This window comes from Ruegeria sp. CDSB013 (assembly GCF_059611165.1).
In genome coordinates, this window is the sequence record NZ_JBXWPA010000005.1 from 216,492 (window position 1) to 240,938 (window position 24,447).

Consider the following 24,447-nt stretch of genomic DNA (forward strand, 5'->3'; position numbering starts at 1 on the left):
CCCACCGGAATTGAAACTCTGGCAGGCCGTCGGGACAGCCCCGGCGGCCTGTTTTGCACCAAAGGGACAAAAATGACCGAAACAGTCGTTAAACTGACGGATGTCTGGAAAATCTTTGGCGCAAAAGCCGAAGAAGCCATGGAAGCCGTCCGGAATGAAGGCATCGGAAAGCCTGAAGTTCTGGAAAGATTCAATTGTGTCGTTGGCGTGCAGGGCGCGTCCTTCGAAGTGCCAAGGGGCGAGATTTTCTGCATCATGGGCCTGTCAGGCTCTGGCAAATCGACGCTGGTACGACACGTTAATCGCCTGATCGAACCGACCGCCGGAAAGATCGAAATTCTGGGGCAGGATGTCTCCAAGATTTCCGAGGCCGAGCTGCGTCGCATTCGGGCCATGCAAATCGGGATGGTGTTTCAGCACATGGCACTGATGCCACACCGATCGGTTCGCGATAACGTCGCCTACCCGCTGGAAATCCGCAAAGTGTCCAAGTCGAAACGCTGGGCAGTTTCAGATCATGCACTGGGGTTGGTAGACCTGACAGGCTACGAGGATCGCCTGCCCAAAGAGTTGTCGGGTGGGATGCAGCAACGTGTGGGGATCGCCCGTGCGCTGGCCTCGGACCCCGAGATTTTGTTGATGGACGAGCCGTTCTCGGCGTTAGATCCGTTGATCCGGTTGCAACTGCAAGATCAGTTCAAGGCGCTTGTGGCGCAGCTGCAAAAGACGACGCTGTTCATCACCCACGACCTGGACGAGGCCATCCGTATCGGGCACCGGATCGCCATCATGAAAGACGGCGTCATAGTTCAGATTGGCACGCCCGAAGATATCGTCATGAACCCGGCGGATGACTATGTGCGTGAGTTCGTACAGGGCATTTCCAAACTCAAACTGGTCAAAGCGCATTCGATCATGGAACCAATCGACAGCTATTCCGGCTCGACTGAGGGCGCACCACGCGCGGATGAAGGGGCGGATTTGGACCAGTTGATCGACCTTGCCGTCAATACGGACCTGCCGGTCATCATTACCGATGCTGGCGCTGATGTAGGCGTGGTCACTAAACCGCGTTTGCTGCGCGGAATTCAGGGGGGCAAAAATGACTGATGCAACCACGGAAGTAAAAGTCACGGCCGCCTCGGATATCGAAGTCGATCGCGACGCATTGGACCGTTCAATCCATGAGTTTGCGGGACCAAACGGCGATTATTACGTCAACGCTTTTCACAAAATCCATGATGCGACCAGTGGCATTCCAAACACGTTCAACATCTGGGCGGCTGTTCTGGGGCCGTTCTGGTCAGCCTCACGTGCGATTTGGGGGATGTTCTGGACTTTCTTGATCCTGGAAATCATCGCCTGGGTTCAGATCGGCCGCGGTGCCTGGGGCAATCCTGGCGCTGATTTGGCCGAACGGGCCGAGCGTCAGCAAACTCGCGCGAACGAATTGTTGGAGCGCGCGGCTGCGGCGACCGAAAAGGCAGATATAGACCGGTTCAACAAACTGGCGGCTAATATCCAGAAGGCGGCGGATTCCAGTTTTGAAAAAGCCGCTGCCGCTCAGTCCGAAGCCGTAGGCATCATGGTTACGGGCCTGTTGATGCTTCTGGTCTTCAAGCTTGCGCAAGGCTTTTATGCGGACCGCGTGTACGAAAAGCAGTACTCCAATTGGCGGACGGATCCTGCCAGCACCGAAAGCGGCCGCTCGACCCGGAACACTGTTTTGGGCGCTGTTCTGGTGGCCGCAATTGGTCCGCTGATCGTGTACAAATTCACTGTAAACGCTTCACTTCCATTGTTGGATGCATTCCCCGAGCAGGAAGTCTCCGCGATGATATTGGGCGAAGGCAACGGAACGTTGTTCTCAAATCTGGCAAGCTGGATGGAGGCGCAAATAGATGCAGCCGCCGCAGCCGGCGGGGATGTATTCGACGGTATCGTGGCGGGTGTGCGATCTGTTCTGGACGCGTTGACGGTGGCATTGATCGGTTCCCCGTGGCCGGTTGTGATGTTGGTGATCTGTGTGACCGCGTGGCGCGCGGCAGGGCCAAGGGTGGCAATCTTCACCGCGTCTTCGTTGGCCTATATCGCGCTTCTGGGGTATTGGGATGTGGCGATGGAAACCGTGGCCTTGGTGGGCGCGGCGGTGCTGTTATGCGTGGTTTTTGGCATTCCGCTGGGCATCTGGTTCGGCAAATCCAAGCGCGCCTACCGGGCGGCCGAGCCGGTGTTGGACCTGATGCAGACATTGCCGGCGTTTGTCTACTTGATCCCAATCATCGCTTTCTTTGGCACAGGCAACCCGCCGGGCATTTTGGCGACGATCATCTTTGGTATGCCGCCAGTTATTCGCCTGACTGCGCTGGGGATGCGCGGGGTTCCGGAAAGCATCAAAGAGGCTGCCGTGGCTTTTGGGGCGTCGAAATGGCAGTTGCTCAAGGATGTTGAGATCCCGCTTGCCCTGCCGTCGATCATGACCGGCGTGAACCAGACCATTCTGATGTGCTTGTCGATGGTGGTGATTATCTCGCTGATCGGCGGTGGAGGTCTGGGCAAGGAAATCCTTGAGGCGCTGCAATACGCTGCCAAAGGTCCGGGCCTGCTGGGTGGGTTCGCCATCCTGTTCCTGGCCATGGTCATGGACCGTATCGTTCAAGGTGCCTTCCGCCGAGAAGACGAGAAACTCTGAACGCAAACGCCCCCGGTTCACATCGGGGGTGTTTTTCTTTCACCGGAGACGCAGATGACCGACCGTTACGAACAGTCTATGATGGACAATCTATATTGGTGGGGGATACCGACCCTATTTCGGTGCCCCAATCAAGGTCCCGAAGGGCAGGACATCGCTTTGGTCGGAGTGCCGCATTCGGCAGGCAACGGCACAACCGAGCGGGATCAGCATTTGGGCCCGCGTGCTTTGCGGCATGTCTCGGCCGTACAGCGGCGGGTACATTCGGTGTTTGAAATTGATCCGTGGAATAGCGCAAAGATTGCAGATGTGGGCGACGTTCCATTTCCGCGGGCAAACGATAACGAAGACTGCATCGAACGGATTACGGCTTTTTACAAAGACATCGATGCAGCCGGTGCGCGCCCGGTGTCGATTGGCGGCGACCACTCCATCACTGGCGGGATAGTGCAAGCGCTGGGTTGCGGTAAACTGGCTGGTGGAGAGCCTGTCAGCTTTCTGCATTTGGACGCGCATACTGACGTCTTCACCAAGGTCGATCATTTCCTGGGGGCGAAGAAATCAGCGGCCCATTGGGGCGCGTATCTGGCGGATCAGGGGCAGGTCGACCCCACGCGATCCATGCAAATCGGACTTAGGGGCCATCCACGAAGCTTGGACTGGCTGCAGCCGTCCTACGACTATGGCTACAACATCGTCACTATGCGCGAATTCCGTCAACGAGGGTTGGAAGACGTCGTGGCTCAGACCAAAGAAGTGCTGGGGGACCGCCCAGTCTATATCACGTTCGATCTGGATTGCCTTGATCCCACTGTCGCGCCTGCCGTGTCCAATCTGGAACCGGGCGAGAAGGGTTTCGATATTGACGAGGCTGTCGGCATTCTGCGTGCCGCGCGCGGGTTGAACATTGTGGGCGGGGACGTCGTTTGCATGATGCCAACCAAGGACAGCCCGCACAACATCACCGCGCTAACGGCAGCTGCGGTGATGTTCGAAATGATCTCGATGATCGCCGAAAACGCCAGCTAGCGCCGTGCGTCAACAGCCTGGGCCAAAACGCAGAGCAGTTCGAACATCAGCGAAATGCCCAGCCACGCGGTGCCTCCGTTCGGATCGAATGGGGGCGATACTTCGACCAGATCAGCGCCAATCAGGTTCACGCCAGACATCTGGCGGATGACCTGCTGCGCCTGAAAACTGTTTGGTCCCCCGATCTCGGGCGTTCCGGTGCCAGGGGCGTAGGTTGGGTCAACAAAATCAATGTCATAGGTGCAATAGGTTGGTGCTTGCCCAACGATACCGCGCACCTCGGCCATCACGTCGTCGATGCCCCGATCAAACAGTTCCTCGATACGGATGATGCGAATACCCTGTGCCTCGCCCCATTCGATGTCTTCGGTGTTGTAGGCGGTGCCCCGGATGCCAACCTGAACAAAGCGTTTGGGGTCGACCAGTCCTTCTTCTACCGCGCGCCGAAACGGAGTGCCGTGGGTGAACTTATGGCCCCCAAAATAGCTGTCGAACAGGTCTGTGTGACTATCGAACTGGATCAGGCCAATGGGGCCTGCGGCGGCAAGCGCACGCAAAACGGGCAGGGTGGTCAGGTGGTCCCCGCCAGCGGTGAGCGGAACAATGCCTTTTGCCTGTAGGGTCGAGTAGAAATCCGTAACCCGGTTCAGAGTATCTTCGATATCAACCGGATTGGGCGCAACGTCGCCAAGATCGGCGCAATTGACCATTGAGAACGGCGCGACGCCTGTGACCGGGTTCATCGCGCGGATCATCGTGGAATAGTCCCGCAATTGTCGCGGACCATGCCGCGCGCCGGGGCGATTGGTGGTGCCGCCATCCCACGGGATGCCGATGAGACCGACCTGAACATCCAAAATCCGTTCGTGATCCAGGTCCAGGCTGGGCAAACGCATGAACGAGGGGATGCCGGCAAACCGGGCCAGCTCCATCGCCGATACCGGCTGAAAAAATGAATCGGTCATGGCCTTATCCTTCGCGCAATTCCCATTGGACCCTAGCGGCCCAATGAAGTGTTGGGAATGCTCTGTGGTTTTTATGTCAGAATGCGGAAACGTTTCCGGATTTCGGCATCCTGTTCGGCGCTCAAATATTCTGGGTGATGGCTGGCCAGAACTTCTTTGGCGTGATGCCGGGCAGATGACCATGCGTCTTTCGCACCATCGTTTTGCCACGTGCGGGGCTCCTGTCGATCGGCGAGTTCAGGGTAAAAGTAATCCCGCTCCATCGCCGCATAGGTCTGCGCGCTTCCCAAGAAATGCCCGTCCCCCAGAACAGAATGGCAGATGGCGTCAAAACCCAGGTTTTCCTCGCTCACCTCAATCCCGCGCAGCGCCCGATAAGTGTGTGAGTGCATTTCGTTGTCCAGAACAAACCCCTCGAAACTTGCGCCTAACAAGGATGCGGTCATTCCCGAGCTTTCATAGATCAGGTTCCCCCCAGCCAGTGCCGCGGCAAGCGATGTCATGCCTTTTTCAACGCCGTACTGCGCGTCGATAGCCTTTGCGTCGGTCATCGATGCGGCCACGCCCGAGGGCAGGCCCAGCCAGTTTGTGAGCTGAGCTGAGGCCGCGTTCAAAACGGCCGTCTCTCCGCTGCCGCCAGCAAAAGACCCGGTTCTCAGGTCTACGATGAAAGGCCAATTGGAAAACACCATCGGAAATCCGGGCCTGATTGCGTGGACCATGACAAGGCTGGCCAATGTCTCGGCCAGCGATTGCGCCAAAAACCCGGCCAAAGTTGCCGGTGCCGTGGCGCCGGCCTGCGCGGCCGTGATGCACGACATGGGAATATTGTGGGCGACGCATTCATAGACGACTTCAACCGCATCCTCCCCATACCGCAGTGGCGAAATCACCGGGCTGATATGAGCCTTCAGAAAGGGGCGTTTGGCGAATTCACCCGGCCCTCCGGCGACGATATCCAGCAACTCGACAATGGGGCCGACATGTTCGGCCAGGGTAAATGATGTTGCCACTGGTTTGGTCGTATTGCGCACTAACGCATAGGCGGTGTTGACGTCCAGATCGAATACATCAGGTACATCTGTGGCCACGCAGCATCGGGTGAACCAACTGACATTGGCCAGCGTGTCCTGCAATCGCGTGAAGTCGTGCAGGTCCTCGAGCGTAGAAGGGCGATAGAAACCGCTATTGATGTCCAGCGTTTGAACGGCCGCGCCACCCGTGCCGAAAAACACGCGGTCGCCGCCAACCTCGATGGAGCGGTTTTCGTCCCGGCCATGAAACACGAAACTCTTGGGGGCCGTATCGATTGCGCGCTGAACTAATACACGTGGGAACAACAACCGGTCTTGTTGACCGACCTGCACACCTGCGGCTTTGAGGTCTGCCGCTAATCTGTCTGGCACGTTTCCCATGCCCAAACGTTCCAACAGCTGCAGTGCTGTATCGTATATCTGTTCGATCTCGCGTTGGCTCAGAGGTTTATAAGCGCCGCCCTTCTGGCCGGGTGGGCAGGGGTCTACGACCGGTTTGGCTGCTCGCTGGGCATGCCGCGCTTTTCGGCCGCTGCGTTTAGAACCCTCTGATGACATCCGGTCCAATTCCTTTTTATCACTTTCCTGCACCGTAAGGGGCGGAACATCCCGGCAACAAAGGCGAATTGCCTTTTTCAGAATCCGAAATCGCAGTTTCGATTTTCCTGCACCCGCATTTGCGCAGTTGTCGCCCCAGCCTTTTCTTCCGCAAGACTTGGACGAAATCTTACGGAGCAAAGCCAATGAAGTCGCGTACCAAAGTCGTTGTGATCGGCGGCGGCATCGCCGGATGTTCGACCCTCTATCATTTGACGCAAGAGGGGTGGACCGATGTGGTGCTGTTCGAACGGAACGAATTGACCTCGGGCACGACGTGGCATTCGGCCGCGCAGGTGACGAACTTTGGCATGAACCAGACGATGGTAGGCCTGAAAACGCACTCGATCCAATTGTACAAGGAGTTAGCCGACGATCCGGATTATCCGATCAACTACCACCACGGGGATGGGGGGATACGCCTCGCCAACACCGAAGGCCAGATGCAGGGCTATCGCCACTTTGCATCCATGGCGCGGGGTATGGATGTGCACTTCGAGGTGATTGACGCGGACGAATGCGCCCGCCGCCACCCTCTGATTTCAACCGACAACCTGATCGGCGGGCTGTGGGACCCCTTGGACGGCGATATTGACCCCGCTCAGTTGTGTCAGGCATTGGCGCGCCGGGCGCGCAAGGCAGGGGCAGAGGTTTATCGGAATACACCAGTGACTGGTCTGGTGCAGCACGCCGACGACACCTGGACTGTGCAGACCGAGCATGGTGACATCGATTGCGACATCGTGGTCAACGCCTGCGGATATCGCGTCAACGAAGTCGGCGCAATGATGGGCGTTCATCATCCTGTTTCGTCGATGGAGCACCAGTACTTCCTGACCGAAGAGATACAAGCGATACGCGACGCGGGTCACCGGATGCCGCTACTGCGTTGTCCGATCAGCGACTATTATTGCCGGCAGGAAAAAAACGGCCTGTTGCTCGGGTTTTACGAACAGGACTGCAAGACCTGGGGTATGGACGGGATTGAGCCGAACTTTGTGAACGCTCTTTGTCCCGATGATCTGGATCGCGTGACGGATGTGTTGGAGGGCGCATTCGCGCGGATGCCCGCGCTGATGGAGGTTGGTATTCACACCGTGGTCAATGGGCCGATTACTTATACGATCGACGGGGCTCCGCTGGTGGGGCCAATCCCAGGCAAACGCAACGCCTTTTGTATCATCGGTCTGCGCGCAGGGCTGGGCGAAGGGGGTGGGCATGGGTGGCTGCTAGCCCAACAGATTGTGCATGGTGAGGCTTGTTACGATACGTGGTGCCTCGATCCCCGGCGGTTCACGGGTCATGCAAACGTCGAATTGACCGCGCTCAAGGCCATCGAAGATTATCAAAACGAATTCCGGTTCCACTTTCCGCATGAACATCGCCCTGCAGGACGTCCCGCCAAGACTACACCTCTGACGCCGGTGCTGGCGGCGGGAGGGGCCGAGTTCACCGTGGTCAATGGGTGGGAGAGGGTGGATTATATCAAACCCTCGCCGGAGTTTACGCCGACGCATAGTTTCGGTTTTGACGAAACATTTGATGTGGTCGCCGCTGAGGTTCGGAATGTGCAATCGGGTGTTGGACTGGCCGAGGTGAACGGGTTCAATCGGATCGAAATCACTGGAAACGACCGGCATGCTTTTCTGGACCGGATGTTCTGCGGGCTTGTGACCCGGCGCGAGGGGCGTGTTGGGCTAGGATACCTTCTGAACCATCATGGTATGATCAAAGCAGAGGCTACTGTCGCCAATCTACCGGCCAGCGACCGGGGGGAGGCGCGCGTCTGGTATGGCTCAGCCGCAGCAAGCGAATTTCATGACATGGATTGGCTACGCCAGCACATGCGACGCGATGAAGACGTTCATCTGCGCAGTTTGACAAATGACCAAACCATATTGGTGCTCGCTGGCCCGAAGGCGCGAGACGTCTTGTCGGTCTGCGCCCGAGGGGATTGGTCGGCTGAGGCTTTCCCGTGGCTCAATGTGCGCGAGTGCTTCGTTGGCATCGCTCCGGCTACGGTCATGAACCTCAGCTTTTCGGGTGAATTGGCCTATGAAATCCACGTACCCAACGCCTCGCTTTACGCGGCCTATTTGGCGTTACGGCAAGCAGGTGAGGCACACGGGTTGAAGGTGTTCGGGGCACGGGCTGTTGAATCGATGCGGATGGAGAAGAGCTTTCTTCATTGGAAAGCAGACCTGATCACCGAGTTCGATCCCTATGAAACAGGATTGGACAGGTTCGTCCGATTGAATAAGGGAGATTTTGTCGGGCGGAACGCTTTGTTAAATCGACAATCAGAGGGGCTTCTTAAGAAGCTTGTCGTGCTTCAGGTTTCCTCAACCTTCGGTCCTGCACATCCTGGAGCGTCATTGATGCAGGGGGATAAGGTGGTTGGAACCGTCACATCGGGTGATTGGGGACATCGCACCGGGTTGAATCTGGCGCATGCATTTGTCGATCCCGCCTACGCGGATATCGGATGTGAAATGGATCTGGACAGTTGCGGTCAGGGTGCGCGCGCAACGGTCATTCCGTCGTGCCCATATGACCCGGGCTTTGACCGGATGAAGGCGTAACTGGAACTTTGGCATTGCCGCAAGAGTAAATCTTTGCTTGGCTAGTTTCGAGCAAATCGAAACAATGATTGGCACCCATGTCCAAATCGCTGAGCCTGAGATGGTTGGAAATCTTCCAATTGATCGCCAAATCCGGATCGATCCAACAGGTCGCGTCCGAAACGGGTTTGTCGATCAGCACGGTCTCGAACCACCTGCGCAGCTTGGAAAACACGCTTGGTATCGAGCTGGTCGATCATGGGCGCAGACCCATGGGCCTGACGCCCGCGGGCGAAGTCTTTGCGCGATATGTCCGCGACGGTTTGACTGTTCTGAAACGCGGCGAGGCCGAAATCCGAACGGGCAATTGGCAACATGCGACCGACCTGCGATTGGCGCTTATTGACGATTTCGACAACCAGATCGCGCCTGATATGGTCCGGTTTCTGGCGCAGGCATTGCCGCGTTGCAATTTTCGTCACTATACGCGTCCCAGCCACGAAATCCTCTCCAAGCTACAGGAACATAAATTGGATGTGGGTGTTGCCACCCGACCACCGGGACGAACCGAAGGGTTGATCGAGTACCCGTTGATGCGCGACCCGTTTTTGGTCGTGCTTCCCAACAGTTTTGAAGGGTCGCCAGAAGAGTTGTTTCACCCGGACGCGGACTTACCCCTATTACGGTATTCGCGGGACTATGTGATCGGGAAGCAGATCGAGATTCAATTGGCACGCAGCAAGTTTAGCCTGCCGAACAGGTTCGAACTGGAATGCAACCAGTCGATCATCGGTTTGGTGGCCCAGGGTAGCGGTTGGGCGATCACGACGGCCGCCTGTTTTCATCGGACCCAGCGGTTCCATAACAGTGTCAAAGCCATGCCGTTTCCCGGTAGAAACTTCGTGCGAACCGTGTCGCTGTTCACGACCGAAGTGTATCCCGTGACGACCTCGGAACTGATCCAGAAAGTTATGGTGAAACTGATCCGGCAACATTTTACTCGCCCAATGTGCGCCAAGCATCCTTGGCTAAAAAACGACTTCCGCACGATGGAGGGGGAGGCGGCTTAGCCCGGCGCAGGCTTACCAAGCGACGGTCGATTTACAATTCTCGTCGCCAGTTGTTCGCTAGTCCCGGCGGTTTGGTTCTCGACCATCTCCACCAGTTGCAGGGCCGCTTTGCGCCCCATTTCACGATGTGGCACATGCACGGTCGTTAGGGCCGGGGAAACAATTCTGGCCAGTTCGATATCGTCAAAACCCGTGATCGATACATCGCCAGGTACGTCCAACCCCATCTCTTGGGCCTGTCGCAAGGCACCTGCGGCCAACACATCGTTTCCACACAAGATTGCAGTCGGCGGCGGGTCAGCGTTCATCAGGTCGCGGAAGGCTTTGGCACCGTTTTCGATCTCATAGGATGTTTCGACAAGAGTCAGATTGTTGGCCGCGAGCCCGCTATCAGATATCGCATCCCGGATGCCCTGAACCCTGAGCCGGGCGCGATCATTCCCGTCTACGAGACCCGAGATCACGCCGATCTGTGTATGCCCCAATTCAATAACATGGCTGGCGAGGTTGAACATAGCCGCGCGATTGTCAAATCCGACGGAAGGCAACTTGGAGTCCGGCAAATAGGACCATGCGACCAATGCCGGAATTTTCCGCTGGCTCAGAAAGTCGTAGATCTTGGGATCGCGGTCATGTCCGATCAGCAGCAGCCCGTCGGCCCCACGTGCAATCAGGGTCCTGATTTGCTCTTCTTCGATTTCAGGTTTGTAAGCTGAACTTGAGACCAGCAGCGTATACCCGCGCTGGTGCAGCTCTTCCTGAAAGGCCTGAAGGCCACGCGCGAAGATCGCGTTTTCCATGGTCGGTATGATCGCCCCGATGGTGAACGACCGCTTGGCGGCCATGACGCGCGCCGCAAAGTTTGGAGTGTACCCTAACGTTTCAACTGCAGACAGGACGCGTTTGCGGGTCGCTTCGACAACTCGGTCCGGGCTGTTGAGGCAACGCGACACTGTAGCCGTCGAAACGTCAGCCATTTTTGCCACATCATCCAGTGTCGGCGCCGACCGAGGTTTCTCCATTTCCAAACTCACAATTTGCTTTTGCCAATAACTCTAAACTCAACTGACGCCAGAGGGAAGTGGATATGTAAGCGCTTGCATTTTGCATGTAAGCGCTTACAAAGGGCATTGGGCCGAATCTGAAAGGGGAGTCCAAGAGATGTTTCTGGCTGCGTCCGCACTCGTGTTTGCCATCTATTTTGCGAACGTGGCGCTGGGGGCTTTTGCAAACAGCGCCTTTCTTGGTGACGTCGGAGAGATGTTGGTTCTGTTCGCGGCGTCGATTCTGTTCGTTGTCGCGATTCTAAAAAAGGAAGCCGCTCGCGACGCAAAAAGCGATGGCTGATTTTTTGCTTGGGAGGGCACATAATGAAAAACGATAGAAATGAACTGGCGTCCGTCGAACGTCGTAATTTCCTGAAGCTCAGCGCCAGTGGTTCATTTACTGCTGCGCTGGTTGCAGGTGCCGGTGGCGTTCTGTGGTCGTCCGAAGCTGTGGCGCAGACAGCCAAAGAAGAAAATGAGCGTGAAAAGGCAGCGGACCACGTCATGACGGTCGCAACCGCATATGTATTGGGCGCTTCGCGCAGCTATCCGATCATGCAGCTTGACCTGAAAGAAAACATCCAGAACGCAACAAACGGGAAAGTGTACGTCAAGCTTGCGCCTGGTGGCCAACTGGGTGCCGGTGGTGCTTTGGTACAGAAGGTGCAGGGCGGAACCATTCAGGCGGCGCAGCATTCGCTGTCCAACTTCGCACCGTTCGCGTCGACCGTTGACCTTATCAACATGCCGTATCTGTGCGGTTCGAACCAGCGGTTCACCAACCTTGTGCATTCCGACACATGGCAGAACGAAGTTCACCCGAAAGTCGAAGCAGCCGGGTTCAAGGCACTGTTCTATGTGGTGATCGACCCGCGCGTCGTTGCCGTACGTCAGGGTGGTAATGCAATCATCACGCCCGGTGACATGAGCGGTGTGAAGTTCCGCGTACCCGGCTCGAAAATGCTGCAGCAGTACTACCGCATGGTCGGTGCAAACCCGACGCCTGTTGCTTGGGGTGAAACCCCCTCAGCGATCAAGCAGGGTGTTGCGGATGCGCTCGATCCGTCGGTCGGAGCGCTGTATGTGTTTGGCTTCAAGGACATCCTCAGCCACGTGACCTTTACGCAGGCCGTTCCGGACAGCCAAGTTTATTCGTGTAACCTCGAATGGTTCAATTCGATGCCGCCGGACGTTCAGGAAGGCATCATGTGGGGTTCGGAAATGACCAGTCATCAGAACCTTTCCAAAGTTCCCTCGGCCCGTGCCTTTGCCATGGCCGAGCTGAACAAGGCCGGAGTGGAATTCCACTCGCTCAACGCGGATCAACTGGCCGAGTGGGAAAGCGTTGGGGGCTACCAAAACGCCGATTGGGATCCGTTCAAGACAGAGCTGGCCGGGTCGATGGACGCCTTTGAGAAACTGGTCGAAGCGGCCGGGACACAAGGAAAATACTACGTCCACGACGCATGACCTAAACCGGCGGACGTCTTTTTGGCGTCCGCAATCACTCAACAGCAGTCAGGCCTGAAAGGGCCCAAAACAGAAGGCCGCGCCTGACTGTTCTGTCGCCGAGGGAACCGATGACCTTACTCCAAAACATAGATCGCAACGCCGAGCGCTGGCTGCTGCTGGTGTTCTACGTGATGCTGGTCATCACCATGGCCATCGAGGTTCTGCGACGCGAGATATTCGCCTATTCCTCAATCTGGGGGGAAGAAATCGTCCGGTATTCCTTCATCTATTTGGCCTGGATCGGCGCTGCGGCGGCGGTCAAAGAGCGGGCGCACATCCGGATTGATGTGGTCATGCATTACCTCGGGCCGCGTCCCAAGGCCCTACTGTACATCTTCGGCGATCTGGTGATGTTCGCAGTCGCTGTGATCGCGCTTTACTGGTCGTACGAGGCGGTTCACGTCTCGGCCAAGTTTGGATCAGTGACTGACGGCCTCCGGGTGTCGAAAGTCTGGTTCCTGATGGCAGTGCCGACCGGATTCGCGCTGATGATCTGGCGCCTGATCCAATCGTTTATGCGTGACTTCAAATCCCTTCGCGACGGCACGCCCGTCTTCGAAGGTGACAAGCTGTTTGACTGAGGGGATTTGAGATGCTCTGGAATACTCTCAATCAAACCGTAGAACTGGGCTGGGATTTCTACCTGCCCGTCATTCTGTTCGTTGTTCTGATCGCCATGGCTGTTCCGGTTTGGGCAGCGATTGGTTCTGCCGCGATCGTAATGTTAGTCATGTCGGGCGATCTACCGCTGAGCCTGGTGGGTGAGAGTCTGTTTACCGGGATCGACGCCTTTGCCCTAACGGCTGTGCCGCTGTTTATCCTGACGGGTGACGTGCTGGTCCGTACCGGTTTGTCACGTAAATTCCTGGATGTGGCTGAGGCGCTGACTTGCTTCGCCAAAGGCGGGTTTGGCTCGGCCACCGTTTTGGTTTGCGGCATGTTCGCCGCCATTTCGGGGTCGGATGCCGCTGGCGCGGCCGCTGTCGGTCGCATGACCATCAACCGGCTGGTCGAAAGCGGGTATCCGCGCCCCTACGCCTGCGCGTTGGTCGCGGCCGGGGCCTGTACCGGCATCCTGATCCCACCGTCGATTGCCTACATCATCATCGGTCTTGTGCTGGGGATTTCTGCGTCGACCCTTTTTCTAGCAGCCCTGATCCCGGGGCTCGCCATTCTGGTTTCGATCCTGATCACCAACATCATCATGAACCGTCTCTACGCTTATGAGGGTGGCGGCATGATGACGATGGGCGAGTGGCTGGCCAATTTGGGCAAGGCCCTGAAATCCGGCTGGTACGCGTTTATCGTGCCGGGGATTATCTTCTATGGCATCTTCTCGGGTCGCCTGACCCCGACCGAGGCGGGTGCCACCGCCGTGGTTGTCACCATCATCATGGGTTTCATCCTGCGCACGCTGACATTGGCCGACTTTCCTTCGATGCTGGTCAGCTCAGCCAAGGTGAACGGGGTGATCCTGCCGATCATTGCCTTTTCGGCCCCCTTGGCCGAGGCGCTGGCGATCATGGGCGTGCCGCAAGGGTTCGTCGCCTCGATCACTTCGCTGACCGACGATCCGTACCTGCTGATCCTGCTGATGATCGGTATCCTGATTGCTGCGGGCTGCGTTATGGAAACGACGCCCAATATCGTAATCCTAGCTCCTATCCTGAAACCGCTGGCCGACAATATCGGCATGAACGAAATCCAGTTCTGCATCATGATGATTACCGCGCTGGGTGTCGGGTTTATCACGCCGCCGCTTGGTCTGAACCTGTTCGTCGTATCTGGCATTACGGGTGAGTCCATTCTGAAGATTGCGGCCCGTGCTATACCATTCGTATTAACAATGCTGATCGTAGTTCTTCTGATTGCTTACGTTCCGGCGGTTTCGACCACCTTGCTTCCTGAAATCTACCAATAGGACCTACTGAATATGCCTCGCGACTATCTGAAAAAGGCGACCCTGACGGCTCAATCTCATGCCACGGAAGTGCATGACACCGTGAAGACAATCCTTGCCGACATTGAGGCTGGCGGGGATGCCAAAGCGCTGGAATATGCGGTCAAATTCGACAAGTTTGACGGCAACGTTTTGATGACTGCCGAAGAGATCGAGGCCGCCTGCGCGCTTGTCCCCGAAAGGCTCAAGGCGGATATTCGGTTTGCTCACGACAATGTTCGCCGATTCGCCGAAACGCAGAAGTCCACGGTGTCTGACGTTGAGATGGAAATTGTCCCGGGCTTTATCGCCGGCCAAAAGGCCATCCCTGTGGACGCGGCTGGCTGCTATGTGCCCGGCGGGCGCTATAGCCATATTGCCAGCGCGATCATGACGGTCACTACGGCCAAGGTTGCCGGGTGCCGCCACATCACGGCCTGCTCGCCTCCGCGTCCAGGAGAAGGCGTTGCGCCTGCGATTGTGTATGCAGCGCATATCTGCGGTGCGGACAGCATTCTGGCCATGGGCGGCGTTCAGGGCGTGGCCGCCATGACCTATGGTTTGTTCGGCCTGCCGAGCGCAAATATTCTTGTGGGCCCAGGCAATCAGTTTGTGGCCGAGGCTAAACGTATTCTCTATGGCAAAGTTGGCATCGACATGATTGCCGGGCCGACGGACAGCCTGATCCTTGCGGACGGTTCCGCAGATGCGCATGTAGTTGCCACCGATTTGGTGAGCCAGGCGGAACACGGCTATAACTCTCCGGTTTGGCTGGTGACGGATGACCGGGACCTTGCGCAAAAAGTCATGGAGCTGGTGCCAGCGTTGATCGAGGATCTGCCTGAACTCAACCGAGAAAACGCTTTTGCTGCGTGGCGTGACTATGCCGAGGTCATCGTCTGTTCAGATCGTGAAGAAATGGCGGCCTGTTCGGACGATTACGCGCCCGAACACCTGACCGTTCAGGCCGAGGACCTGGATTGGTGGCTGGGTCGGTTGACCTGCTATGGATCGCTGTTTCTGGGTGAAGAAACAACAGTGTCCTACGGTGACAAGGCGACTGGTACGAACCACGTTCTGCCGACATCCGGCGCGGCCAGCTATACCGGCGGCTTGAGCGTCCATAAGTACATGAAGATCGTCACATGGCAGCGCGCTACACGCGAAGGCTCGAAATCCATTGCCGAGGCGACCGCTCGCATTTCCCGGTTGGAGGGTATGGAAGGGCATGCGCGGGCTGCGGACGTGCGCCTTGCCAAATACTTCCCTGACGAACAGTTCAACCTGACCGCCGATGAATAATCCGCGCGCGTTGTTCGATCTGACCGGGCGTGTCGCTTGCGTGACCGGCGCAAGCTCGGGCCTTGGGCGTCGTGCAGCGCTTGTGTTGGCCTCAGCGGGTGCGTGCGTCGTCGGCGTCGCCCGTCGACCGGAAGCATTGGCAGAATTGCAAGCTGAAGGGGGCGACAACGTGGCCACAGTTGTTGCCGACGTGGCCGATCGGTCGCGCGTGGCATCGCTCGCCGAGGAAGTCGCAGCCAGTTTTGGCGCGCCGGACATCATCGTGCATGCGGCGGGTATCAACACGCGCGAAGTGGCAGATGACGTGACCACCGAAGGCTGGGACAAGACGCTTGAGCTGAACCTGAGCGCGCCGTTCTTCCTAAGCCAGGCAATGGTTCCTGCGATGAAAGCTCGGGGGTGGGGGCGGATCGTGAATTTCGCCTCGCTTCAGACCACGCGTGCTTTTCCGGGCGGTATTGCTTATGGGGCCAGCAAGGCCGGGGTCGGGCAACTGACGCGGGCCATGGCCGAGGCTTGGTCCGCTGACGGCATCACTGCAAATGCCATCGGGCCGGGGTTTTTCCCGACCGAACTGACGCAGGCTGTGTTCAATGACCCCGACCGGGCAACCCGTAACGCGGCGCAAACCTGCATGAACCGAAACGGGCAGATGGAGGATATCGATGGGCCGATCCTTTTCTTGTGCTCACCGGCGTCCAACTACGTCACAGGGCAAGTTTTGATGGTCGACGGAGGGTTTACAGCGAAATGAAAGCGCTTGTTTATCAGGGTGTTGAGCATTTGACCTATGAGGACGTACCAGATGCTGCGCCCGACATAGGTGAGCAATTGATCCGGGTCGAGGCTGTCGGGATTTGCGGCTCGGATATGCACGCCTATTTGGGTCACGACGCGCGCCGACCTGCACCACTTATTCTGGGCCACGAGGCCGCAGGGACGATTGTTGGAGGTCCACGCGACGGTACGCGCGTCACGATCAATCCTTTGGTCAACTGCGGTGTCTGCCCGGCGTGTGAGGCAGGGCGGGAAAACCTGTGTCCCAGCCGGCAGATCATCTCGATGCCACCGCGTGAAGGGGCTTTTGCTCAATATATTGCAATGCCGGATGCAAATCTGGTTGAGGTGCCGGACCACGTATCCTTTCAGCAGGCCGCCCTGGCAGAGCCATTGGCCGTTAGCTGGCACGCGGTTCGGTTGGGGCTTGAGGCACTGCATCAGGGAATGGCGCGTGATGCGTTGGTGATAGGCGGCGGCGCGATTGGTGTGGCCGCAGCTTTGGCACTGGCGGCAGCTGACTTCGATGATGTTGTCATCGTTGAGCCGAATGACGTGCGGCGCGCCTATCTGCAAAGTTTGGGTTCTTTTAATGTGGTCGAAGCCACGGATGATACGTTCTCATTGGTTGTTGACGCAGTGGGGTATTCTGCAACCCGCGCGGCCGCTTCCGAAAAGGTTCAACCGGGCGGCGTTATCGTGCATGTTGGGTTGGGTGAGGATACGGGCGGTTTGGATATACGTCGTATGACGTTGCAGGAGATCACGTTTATCGGCACCTATACTTATACTGCCGATGATTTCCGAAAGACCGCGCAGGCGATATTCGATGGCCGTTTGGGTTCGTTGGACTGGATAGAGGAACGGACCTTGTCTGAAGCTGCTGACGCCTTTCGCGATTTGCGGAAAGGTGCCGTGGCCGCACCCAAAATCATCCTCGCACCCTGGATCTAGTCCAGGCAGAAACGGAGGTATTCATGTACAAAAAAATTCTCGTCCCAATGGCGTTGGATCATGGGATTTCACCGCACACTTTGGAAATCGCCAAGGCCTTATCGGCTGAAAGGGCCGAGATTGTGGCCCTGCATGTCTACGAGATGCCTCAGGGCTCTGTCAGTGCCTATCTCGACAAGGATGTCGTCGCCGAAGGCTTTCGCGCGGCACGCACCTTGTTGCGGGAAAAAGTTTCGGGGCTTGAGGGCGTTCAGGCCGAGATTGTCAAAGGTCACACGGCCCGCACGGTGATCGACTTTGCGACACAAAACAAATTTGACTGCATCGTCATCGGTTCGCATGAACCGGGTGTCAGCGATTATTTTCTGGGATCGACCGCCTCACGCGTCGTCCGTCATGCGCCTTGCGCCGTGCACGTGCACCGCGGGCTGTAAACCGTCAATCGCGCTAACTGCGCCCCATACAGGACTAACATATCGGACATGAACATAGACAAAAAGATCACCGACGATTTGGTGGCCAACGACATCTCATTCGTCACCACGGTTCCGTGCAAGCAATTGGCCGGCGTCATCGACGAAATCGACGCGCGTGACGGCATCTATCATATCCCATCGAACAAAGAGGATGAAGGCATGGGCCTGTGTGCCGGTGCCTGGATGGGTGGCAAACGCCCCGCGATAATCATGCAGAACACTGCCATCGGCGTAACCATCAACACGTTGGCGACGCTGATCCAGTATTACCGGATGCCTTTGCCCATGCTGATTTCATATCGTGGAGAGCTGCGCGAACCCGTCGCCTGCCAGGTTGAAATGGCGGTCCATACCAAGGCGCTTCTGGCCCAGATGAACATCCCGACCTACCATTTCCATCATCAATCGGATGTCGAGGAACTGGATGCGATCCTAAAATACACGTTCATGAGCAACAAGCCGGTCGCCATTCTGACCGACGCCAATTTCTGGGGAGGCTATGGCGACCAATGATCCGTTCTGAAATCCTGAAAGAAATCGCGCCGATCCTGCGGGATCAACTGGTTGTCTGCAACATTGGCATTCCCAGCCAGGAGTTGCACGCCATCGACGACCAGCCCACCAATTTCTACATGCTGGGCACTATGGGGTTGGCCTCAAGCATCGGCCTGGGTCTTGCCTTGTCTCAGCCAAAGCCGGTCATCACAATCGACGGTGACGGATCCATCCTGACCAACCTCGGCACCTTGCCGACCATCGCCAATAACGTGGCTGACAACTACATTCTGCTGATCGTCGATAACGGATCTTATGGGTCGACCGGGGATCAGCCGACTTACGCAGGCAAGAAGACGTCGCTTGCAGCCGTAGCGCAGGCATGTGGCTGCGAGAATGTGGTCGAGTGCCAGGCCGAAGACACTGGGGCCGCTTTGCAGGCAGCGCTCGACAGCGGCCAAATGACAATCATCGTCAGCAAGTGCGAAAGCGGCAATGCCAAGATGCCGGTAATCACGATGGACCCGGTTGTGATCCGCGACCGCTTTATGAAGGCCGTCCAAGCGTCCTAAAGAAGTCGACCTGCAGGTATTCAGCTTATGCCGTCCCGTTCGGGGCGGCGTTTCTTTGGTCGATTGCACCCCAATTTGATGCAGTTTCCTGAATGTGATATGACGCTACGTAAAGTGAATTTCAAAAACATTTTTAGAAGTTTCATCGCAAGGGGGGAAATTATGAAATTCAAGTTGCTTGCGCAAAGCGTACTTTTCGGTGCCGGGCTGTTGATGGTTGGCCTAACGCCGGCGCAGTCTCAGACCCGCGAGGAAAGTCAGGGCATGGTTCTGCTGCGCGGTTTGCCGACGTTGGATACAAATCACAGCATCGCGATTGTCGAGCTGGATCCGGAATCCGACCAGTTCGGAGAGCTACTGAGCGAAGTTGAACAGCCGGATATTCAGCATCCATTGCATCACCTCTACTACAGCCCAAACGGGCGTCTCTATTCGACCGGGTTGGACCCGTCCTGCAGCCTGGCTGAAATTGGACTATCCCGCGATTCCAGCGGAACGCCGGTGATTGAGGGCTTTACCTGTCTGGATACCCAAGGGCAGATCGTTGGCGAGGACATCATGTGGGCCACGTCGAAGGGGCAGGAGTATATGTTCGTGACCTTCATGGGTGGCACTGGAGGCGATGATGGCGGCTCGGTCGGTGTTTTCGACACTCAGACCAACGAGGTGGTCAAAATTATCGAAGCACGCAAAAGCCAAGTCGGCGAGGGTGAGCCATATATCATGTACCCACACGGGATATCTGCGTTCGACGACCGCATGGTGGTCACCTCGACGATACATCCCGATATGACGACTGGCGTTGGAAATGTGTTGACGATCATAGACCTCAACACGCTTGAACCCATCCAAAACATCGTGGTGGAAAACGAAAAGCCGTTGGATTTTCCGTCTTCACCTGTCGAGGTGCTGTTCGCACGACCTGACATGCATGCTGACATTGAACCAGCCATTCTGGCCAATACGATGTTCGGATTCGAGACCTGGAAAATCCCCTATGACGCCGGTTCCAAAACCTTTGGAGAAGCCGAAGTCATATATAGTGGCGTGGCCAATGAAACCGCTGTTCCGCTCGAGTTCTATGGCACTGAAGATGAACTGTTCATCTCTCATGGATTACCGGGTGTTGTGAAGCGCTATGAAATGGCCGCACTGCCCGAGCTTGTGTCCAGCGGGCCGGACATAGTTGCTGATCCGGGTGCACATCACATGATCTTTTTCACGTCCGCTTCGGGCCGAGACCTGATCGCCGTTCAAAATAACCTGCTCAATCTGGGCAACGCCGCTGATGACGACCCAACGGATGTGGATTTTATTGCCGACCTGAACGCACACACGATCACGATCCATGATCTTGAGACCGGCGAACGTATCGCCGAGGTCAATTTCAAGGAGCGCTACAACAAAGGCGTGGACAACGTTGAAGGGCTGTTCGGTTCGGGTTTTGTGCACCACCACTAATGCTCTGGGGGCGCTATGCTTCGGGTGTTTTTGACAGCGGCCGTCGCTGTGGTGATCGCGGCGACGGCGTGGGTCTTCTGGGACCGTGCACGCGGGCCGACGGCAACGCCGATTGCTGGCTTCTCGGCGCCCTTCGTATTTGGACGCTTTGCTGTGCCCGCGGACAACCCGCTGACGGAAGAGGCCTTTGCTCTTGGGCGGCACCTGTTTTATGACCCCATCCTGTCCGGCAACAATCAGGTGTCCTGCGCGACATGCCACGTGCAGGCCCTTGCGTTTACCGATGGATTGGCAAAGTCGCCCGCATTGTCGGGCGGAGAGCTGGAGTTCAGCTCCATGAGTTTGACCAACCTTCTTTGGGGGCAAGAGCGGTTCTTCTGGGACGGTCGCGCAACGTCGTTGGAAGCGCAGGCGTTGATGCCGATTCAACACCCGGACGAGATGGATCAGGACTTGGATGCGCTGATCACCGAACTGCAAGCATCCCGCGATTATCGACGGATGTTCCGCAAGGCATACGGGGAAGTAAGCGTCGAAAACGTGGCCCGGGCGTTGTCGACCTTCATGCGAGCGCTGATTTCGTCGGATTCAAAATACGACAGGTTTCTGCGTGGCGAAGTGCGTTTGACCGCGCAGGAAGAACATGGCCGCAAACTATTCATGGCGCATCCGGACACCAAGGTTTCGCTGCGTGGCGGGAACTGCATCGACTGCCACAGCCAGTTTTTGACTTCCGGGTTTCGGGACGCATTGGATGGGTTTTCAAACAATGGGCTGGATTCCGATGACGACCTGCCGGATGGCCTGATGGCCGTGACCGGCAATCCGGCGCACAAGGGCTTCTTCAAAGTGCCGACACTGCGCAACATCGCAGTAACTGCGCCCTACATGCATGATGGTCGGTTCGAGACGTTAGAAGAGGTCATGGATCACTACAATGACGGGATTGTCGTCAGCGATACGCTCAGCCCTTTGATCCTTGAGGCCGACAATGCACCAGAGGCCGGGCAAGGCACTGTGGGCCTGCGTATGACGCCCGACGAAGTGCAGTCCATCATCGCGTTCCTGCACACGCTGACGGATGAGGGTTTTTTGACAAACACACAGTTATCCAATCCTTTCGGAGGAGACGGCTGATGCGTATTTGGATGACGGGGCTTGCGACGCTGTTGGTCGTTGGCGGAGCGCTGTTCTTTGCTCTTGGTCCGCAGCGCACCACGTCGATCACATTGACCTTTCACGCGAAGATGGGTGACGATCCGTTGGTATTTGATGAGTTCGTGTACGAAAACCCCGGCGGGCCCGGCACGTTCAGGGTTCGTGACTTTCGGCTCTACCTCAGCAACCTGACCCTCTCGCAAGATGGGGCACTGTTTGCTGAGCCTGACAGCTATCATCTGCTCCGGTTCGACAACCCGGAAACAACCCATTCGCTCAGACTGAACGACATTCCCCTGAGCAGCATTGCGCACGTCCGTTTCATGATCGGCGTAGACCCAGAAGCCAATGGCTCGATCCAAGCGCGCGGGGACCTGGACCCGAACAGCCAAATGGCCTGGAACTGGGAGGTCGGCTACAAATTCGTCGTGATGGAAGGAACGTTGCGGATCGGGGAAGAGGTCGCTCCGCTGGTCTACCACGTTGGGTTTTCGGAAAACGCGCGCGAGGTCGATATTCAGTTGCCACCGGATTTCGGTTCTGATGGCAATGTCGACCTGCACGTGAACGTAGATGTTGCAAAGCTTTTTGACGGGCCTTCGCAAATTGACCTGCAAAAGCTCTCATCGGTCAAGTTCAACCGCGAAGACTCCGCCATGCTGGCCGACAATTACGCGACCATGATGACCCCGATGTTTCGGTGATTTCGGATCGTGCAAGCCCCTTAGAATCGATAGGTCGCGCCGATCAACGGGCCGGACTGGTCAAACGTGAAATCGTTGCCATCAATCTCGTGATCGAAAGAGATATAGCGATAACCGCCGCGGATCACCCATCTGTCGTTGATTTCATAATCCGCAGTCAGCAAGACCTGCCATGTTTCGCTGTCGTTGCTGAAGCCACCGTAATCAAAAAAGCCAGTGCCAGACCACCTGTCGTTGAATGCGACGCGGGCTCGGACGCCGATGACCGGGTCTGTCCAGCTTTCATCGACACTGACGGACCGGCCCGGGGCTGCCCCGGGAAGGACGGTGAAATCGGTCTGTGTCCGAAACCAGCGGAAACCGCCGACCAAGTCCACATAGGACGTATCTGTAGTATAAGCCCGGTACCCGACATAGCCGCTGAAAAATTGCGTTGTGAGAGAGGTTTCAAGACCAGAACTTGCCGGACCAGGCGTGTCATTGCTGAAAGAGACATCGACATAGTTGTAGTCGGCCAATAGCGACCATCGCCCGTTCGATGCACCAAAGACGCCCATGAAGGCCAGATCGAGATTTTCTAGCGCGTCAGAGAAACTCAGCGTTCCATCAACAGTGCCGCGGGCCGTTTCTTGCGTAACCTCTGTTTCAGGCATGAACAGGTATATTGTTGCCTCATAGGACCAATCGGATTGCTGCGCCACAGCGGCAGTTGTCATTGGTATCCAGACCGCCACGGCCCACGCAGCGGTTGTTATTTCCCTCTTAAAGACCATTTTGATCCTCCGTTTGTTCCAATTTGGCAATCTGATCTGATTGCTCACTCATTCAGCGGCTTCGCCAGACTGTTGAACGCGCGGTCCGACACGGTTGATATCGGTTTCCGGAAAGAACTCGGACCAGACATGCCAGAAAACACCGGCTCGCAAGGTCTCGACGCGTTGCAGTTTTCCCTGATCCGACATTCCCCAGAAATCGCAGCGCGTGATGGGCTGGCCTTTGTCATTGTACCAAACGCCAAGGCTTTCGTACTTTGGGTCCAGACTGACAACCACGTCACGCCCACCGACATTTGCGTTTACGATCCAGTCATTCTCGACCACGAAATCATCGGTCCAGCAGGCGGCGTCGTTGCGGATCGTGATCCCCCAGACATAGGTCTTGTTCGGAAGCCGGTCGTCCGAACTGTCCATATTGTCCATGACGGGCGCATCTTCCTGATGCTGGCGCGAGATCCCCCAGCCAAACGTAATTTCCGTCACCATATCCAACAGCCGCAAAAACGGGTTCGGCGAGGGCGTGTTCAGATACACCTCGCCATCGGGAAACGCTTTTTGAAATCCGCGGAACGTCATCCGATACGTGGGCCAGGGCTGCATCTTTGCGTCAGGGCGCACAGGGCAGGCAGGTCCGTCCGCGCCAGTATCGCGATCCGCCTCGCGAAATCCATAGATCTGCTGGATGGGTTCCCCGGTTTCGTTGTCCCGCAGGATCAGGTTGTTGCCATGTTGGGCCAGAACCTCAAGATCCAGGCGGTTACCCTCGATGCGTGGGGCATACCCTTGCCCAAGGTTGGCCATCGCGCAAAAGGTCATTACGATATCTTCGCCACCCAGCCCGTCGGCATTGCCGGCCAAATGGGGCCGCATGATTTGCGCATCGGGATGCGCCCGGGCATGGCCGTTGTTTTCAATAACGATGACTGGCGCGGTCGGGCCGATGAATTTTCGCGCCTCGGAAATGGGAAAGAAGGCCGCAGTGTTGAGTTGATTCCTCAGCCCCAGATGGACCCACACATAGGGAAAGCCATACAAAACCAAAACCAGAAGCGTCGTGACCAGCCACAGCCAGAACGGGCCGCCGCCCAGAATGAAATGCGCAAGTGTTGCGACGGCGAACCCGCCCAAACCGACAGCAATCAGGCGGTACTCGTGCCGGATAAAACGGATCATGTTTTTGCGTTTAACCTTAAGCACCATTTGCGAAATGTCGCCAAGATCGCGGAAATAGACGAACCCGATACCCAGTGTAACGACCAATCCCAGAGCGAAAATGATGTTTCCTGCCATATGCTTATCCTATTTTCGAGTTCCAATAGACCGCCTG

At 56.8% G+C, this 24,447-nt stretch carries 23 protein-coding genes; 18 read left to right on the top strand and 5 right to left on the bottom strand.

Annotation, left to right across the window (positions count from 1 at the left end):
- Positions 1-72 precede the first annotated feature (72 nt).
- The 3 genes from AC2FJF_RS11365 to AC2FJF_RS11375 are packed head-to-tail and all read left to right on the top strand — an operon-like array spanning position 73 to position 3,721.
- Complete coding sequence (locus tag AC2FJF_RS11365) at positions 73-1,110, top strand: quaternary amine ABC transporter ATP-binding protein (protein WP_113790018.1); 1,038 nt, start codon at positions 73-75, stop codon at positions 1,108-1,110.
- The gene (locus AC2FJF_RS11370; RefSeq protein ID WP_496725507.1) at positions 1,103-2,692 is read left to right on the top strand and encodes an ABC transporter permease; all 1,590 of its coding nucleotides are present in this window, start codon (positions 1,103-1,105) and stop codon (positions 2,690-2,692) included. Before AC2FJF_RS11365 ends, AC2FJF_RS11370 begins: the two co-directional genes overlap by 8 nt.
- Positions 2,693-2,746: 54 nt before the next feature.
- On the top strand, positions 2,747-3,721 hold the full coding sequence (locus tag AC2FJF_RS11375) for an arginase family protein (RefSeq protein WP_496725508.1): 975 nt from the start codon (positions 2,747-2,749) through the stop codon (positions 3,719-3,721).
- Here the strand turns inward: AC2FJF_RS11375 and AC2FJF_RS11380 are convergent.
- Positions 3,718-4,686 carry an agmatinase gene (locus AC2FJF_RS11380; RefSeq protein ID WP_496725509.1) on the bottom strand — a complete coding sequence of 323 codons (969 nt, stop codon included), beginning with the start codon at positions 4,684-4,686 and terminating at the stop codon, positions 3,718-3,720. The two genes, AC2FJF_RS11375 and AC2FJF_RS11380, sit on opposite strands and share 4 nt — an antisense overlap.
- 71 nt (positions 4,687-4,757) lie before the next feature.
- Complete coding sequence (locus tag AC2FJF_RS11385) at positions 4,758-6,278, bottom strand: trimethylamine methyltransferase family protein (protein WP_496725510.1); 1,521 nt, start codon at positions 6,276-6,278, stop codon at positions 4,758-4,760.
- Between the two features lie 185 nt (positions 6,279-6,463).
- Between AC2FJF_RS11385 and AC2FJF_RS11390 the strand changes: the two genes are divergently transcribed.
- Both AC2FJF_RS11390 and AC2FJF_RS11395 read left to right on the top strand, forming a co-directional pair.
- A complete protein-coding gene (locus tag AC2FJF_RS11390; protein WP_496725511.1) occupies positions 6,464-8,899 on the top strand; it encodes a GcvT family protein in 2,436 nt (811 codons plus the stop codon).
- A gap of 77 nt (positions 8,900-8,976) precedes the next feature.
- Positions 8,977-9,948, top strand: coding sequence for a LysR family transcriptional regulator (locus AC2FJF_RS11395; protein WP_496707022.1), 972 nt, complete (start codon positions 8,977-8,979; stop codon positions 9,946-9,948).
- On the opposite strand, the gene AC2FJF_RS11400 is transcribed toward AC2FJF_RS11395, so the two are convergent.
- Positions 9,945-10,970 carry a LacI family DNA-binding transcriptional regulator gene (locus tag AC2FJF_RS11400; protein WP_496725512.1) on the bottom strand — a complete coding sequence of 342 codons (1,026 nt, stop codon included), beginning with the start codon at positions 10,968-10,970 and terminating at the stop codon, positions 9,945-9,947. The two genes, AC2FJF_RS11395 and AC2FJF_RS11400, sit on opposite strands and share 4 nt — an antisense overlap.
- Before the next feature lie 139 nt (positions 10,971-11,109).
- Between AC2FJF_RS11400 and AC2FJF_RS11405 the strand changes: the two genes are divergently transcribed.
- The 13 genes from AC2FJF_RS11405 (at position 11,110) to AC2FJF_RS11465 (ending at position 22,344) form a co-directional block, all read left to right on the top strand.
- Positions 11,110-11,295 (top strand): hypothetical protein, encoded by a 186-nt coding sequence (locus AC2FJF_RS11405; RefSeq protein WP_480794296.1) that lies wholly within the window; start codon positions 11,110-11,112, stop codon positions 11,293-11,295.
- Positions 11,296-11,318: 23 nt separating this feature from the next.
- The gene (locus tag AC2FJF_RS11410; protein ID WP_496725513.1) at positions 11,319-12,464 is read left to right on the top strand and encodes a TRAP transporter substrate-binding protein; all 1,146 of its coding nucleotides are present in this window, start codon (positions 11,319-11,321) and stop codon (positions 12,462-12,464) included.
- 110 nt (positions 12,465-12,574) lie between these two features.
- Complete coding sequence (locus tag AC2FJF_RS11415; protein ID WP_496725514.1) at positions 12,575-13,087, top strand: TRAP transporter small permease; 513 nt, start codon at positions 12,575-12,577, stop codon at positions 13,085-13,087.
- An 11-nt stretch (positions 13,088-13,098) separates the two neighbouring features.
- Positions 13,099-14,427 (top strand): TRAP transporter large permease, encoded by a 1,329-nt coding sequence (locus AC2FJF_RS11420; RefSeq protein WP_496725515.1) that lies wholly within the window; start codon positions 13,099-13,101, stop codon positions 14,425-14,427.
- Positions 14,428-14,439: 12 nt separating this feature from the next.
- Positions 14,440-15,747 (top strand): histidinol dehydrogenase, encoded by a 1,308-nt coding sequence (hisD, locus tag AC2FJF_RS11425; protein ID WP_496725516.1) that lies wholly within the window; start codon positions 14,440-14,442, stop codon positions 15,745-15,747.
- Complete coding sequence (locus tag AC2FJF_RS11430) at positions 15,740-16,501, top strand: SDR family NAD(P)-dependent oxidoreductase (protein WP_496725517.1); 762 nt, start codon at positions 15,740-15,742, stop codon at positions 16,499-16,501. Before hisD ends, AC2FJF_RS11430 begins: the two co-directional genes overlap by 8 nt.
- Positions 16,498-17,478, top strand: coding sequence for a zinc-dependent alcohol dehydrogenase (locus AC2FJF_RS11435; RefSeq protein ID WP_496725518.1), 981 nt, complete (start codon positions 16,498-16,500; stop codon positions 17,476-17,478). Before AC2FJF_RS11430 ends, AC2FJF_RS11435 begins: the two co-directional genes overlap by 4 nt.
- A 23-nt stretch (positions 17,479-17,501) precedes the next feature.
- On the top strand, positions 17,502-17,912 hold the full coding sequence (locus tag AC2FJF_RS11440; protein WP_496725519.1) for a universal stress protein: 411 nt from the start codon (positions 17,502-17,504) through the stop codon (positions 17,910-17,912).
- 48 nt (positions 17,913-17,960) lie between these two features.
- Positions 17,961-18,467 (top strand): sulfopyruvate decarboxylase subunit alpha, encoded by a 507-nt coding sequence (comD, locus tag AC2FJF_RS11445; RefSeq protein WP_496725520.1) that lies wholly within the window; start codon positions 17,961-17,963, stop codon positions 18,465-18,467.
- Complete coding sequence (gene comE, locus AC2FJF_RS11450) at positions 18,464-19,021, top strand: sulfopyruvate decarboxylase subunit beta (protein WP_109312501.1); 558 nt, start codon at positions 18,464-18,466, stop codon at positions 19,019-19,021. The genes comD and comE overlap by 4 nt, the downstream gene beginning before the upstream one ends.
- 162 nt (positions 19,022-19,183) lie before the next feature.
- The gene (locus tag AC2FJF_RS11455) at positions 19,184-20,482 is read left to right on the top strand and encodes a hypothetical protein (protein ID WP_496725521.1); all 1,299 of its coding nucleotides are present in this window, start codon (positions 19,184-19,186) and stop codon (positions 20,480-20,482) included.
- A 15-nt stretch (positions 20,483-20,497) separates the two neighbouring features.
- Positions 20,498-21,619, top strand: coding sequence for a cytochrome-c peroxidase (locus AC2FJF_RS11460; protein WP_496725522.1), 1,122 nt, complete (start codon positions 20,498-20,500; stop codon positions 21,617-21,619).
- On the top strand, positions 21,619-22,344 hold the full coding sequence (locus AC2FJF_RS11465; RefSeq protein WP_496725523.1) for an MbnP family protein: 726 nt from the start codon (positions 21,619-21,621) through the stop codon (positions 22,342-22,344). The genes AC2FJF_RS11460 and AC2FJF_RS11465 overlap by 1 nt, the downstream gene beginning before the upstream one ends.
- A 20-nt stretch (positions 22,345-22,364) precedes the next feature.
- On the opposite strand, the gene AC2FJF_RS11470 is transcribed toward AC2FJF_RS11465, so the two are convergent.
- Both AC2FJF_RS11470 and AC2FJF_RS11475 read right to left on the bottom strand, forming a co-directional pair.
- Positions 22,365-23,117, bottom strand: a complete 753-nt coding sequence (locus tag AC2FJF_RS11470; RefSeq protein WP_496725524.1) for an outer membrane protein — start codon at positions 23,115-23,117, stop codon at positions 22,365-22,367.
- 48 nt (positions 23,118-23,165) lie between these two features.
- On the bottom strand, positions 23,166-24,410 hold the full coding sequence (locus AC2FJF_RS11475) for a DUF3179 domain-containing (seleno)protein (protein WP_496725525.1): 1,245 nt from the start codon (positions 24,408-24,410) through the stop codon (positions 23,166-23,168).
- Between the last annotated feature and the right edge of the window lie 37 nt (positions 24,411-24,447).

Bases quoted from the DNA above. Each gene is read 5' to 3' on its own strand.
- AC2FJF_RS11385 (WP_496725510.1), bottom strand. From the start codon at position 6,278: ATGTCATCAGAGGGTTCTAAACGCAGCGGCCGAAAAGCGCGGCATGCC.
- AC2FJF_RS11475 (WP_496725525.1), bottom strand. From the start codon at position 24,410: ATGGCAGGAAACATCATTTTCGCTCTGGGATTGGTCGTTACACTGGGT.
- AC2FJF_RS11430 (WP_496725517.1), top strand. From the start codon at position 15,740: ATGAATAATCCGCGCGCGTTGTTCGATCTGACCGGGCGTGTCGCTTGC.
- AC2FJF_RS11395 (WP_496707022.1), top strand. From the start codon at position 8,977: ATGTCCAAATCGCTGAGCCTGAGATGGTTGGAAATCTTCCAATTGATC.
- AC2FJF_RS11465 (WP_496725523.1), top strand. From the start codon at position 21,619: ATGCGTATTTGGATGACGGGGCTTGCGACGCTGTTGGTCGTTGGCGGA.
- AC2FJF_RS11380 (WP_496725509.1), bottom strand. From the start codon at position 4,686: ATGACCGATTCATTTTTTCAGCCGGTATCGGCGATGGAGCTGGCCCGG.
- AC2FJF_RS11410 (WP_496725513.1), top strand. From the start codon at position 11,319: ATGAAAAACGATAGAAATGAACTGGCGTCCGTCGAACGTCGTAATTTC.
- AC2FJF_RS11420 (WP_496725515.1), top strand. From the start codon at position 13,099: ATGCTCTGGAATACTCTCAATCAAACCGTAGAACTGGGCTGGGATTTC.
- AC2FJF_RS11405 (WP_480794296.1), top strand. From the start codon at position 11,110: ATGTTTCTGGCTGCGTCCGCACTCGTGTTTGCCATCTATTTTGCGAAC.
- AC2FJF_RS11400 (WP_496725512.1), bottom strand. From the start codon at position 10,970: ATGGAGAAACCTCGGTCGGCGCCGACACTGGATGATGTGGCAAAAATG.
- AC2FJF_RS11440 (WP_496725519.1), top strand. From the start codon at position 17,502: ATGTACAAAAAAATTCTCGTCCCAATGGCGTTGGATCATGGGATTTCA.
- AC2FJF_RS11460 (WP_496725522.1), top strand. From the start codon at position 20,498: ATGCTTCGGGTGTTTTTGACAGCGGCCGTCGCTGTGGTGATCGCGGCG.
- AC2FJF_RS11455 (WP_496725521.1), top strand. From the start codon at position 19,184: ATGAAATTCAAGTTGCTTGCGCAAAGCGTACTTTTCGGTGCCGGGCTG.
- AC2FJF_RS11470 (WP_496725524.1), bottom strand. From the start codon at position 23,117: ATGGTCTTTAAGAGGGAAATAACAACCGCTGCGTGGGCCGTGGCGGTC.
- comD (WP_496725520.1), top strand. From the start codon at position 17,961: ATGAACATAGACAAAAAGATCACCGACGATTTGGTGGCCAACGACATC.
- AC2FJF_RS11435 (WP_496725518.1), top strand. From the start codon at position 16,498: ATGAAAGCGCTTGTTTATCAGGGTGTTGAGCATTTGACCTATGAGGAC.
- AC2FJF_RS11390 (WP_496725511.1), top strand. From the start codon at position 6,464: ATGAAGTCGCGTACCAAAGTCGTTGTGATCGGCGGCGGCATCGCCGGA.
- hisD (WP_496725516.1), top strand. From the start codon at position 14,440: ATGCCTCGCGACTATCTGAAAAAGGCGACCCTGACGGCTCAATCTCAT.
- AC2FJF_RS11375 (WP_496725508.1), top strand. From the start codon at position 2,747: ATGACCGACCGTTACGAACAGTCTATGATGGACAATCTATATTGGTGG.
- AC2FJF_RS11365 (WP_113790018.1), top strand. From the start codon at position 73: ATGACCGAAACAGTCGTTAAACTGACGGATGTCTGGAAAATCTTTGGC.
- comE (WP_109312501.1), top strand. From the start codon at position 18,464: ATGATCCGTTCTGAAATCCTGAAAGAAATCGCGCCGATCCTGCGGGAT.
- AC2FJF_RS11415 (WP_496725514.1), top strand. From the start codon at position 12,575: ATGACCTTACTCCAAAACATAGATCGCAACGCCGAGCGCTGGCTGCTG.
- AC2FJF_RS11370 (WP_496725507.1), top strand. From the start codon at position 1,103: ATGACTGATGCAACCACGGAAGTAAAAGTCACGGCCGCCTCGGATATC.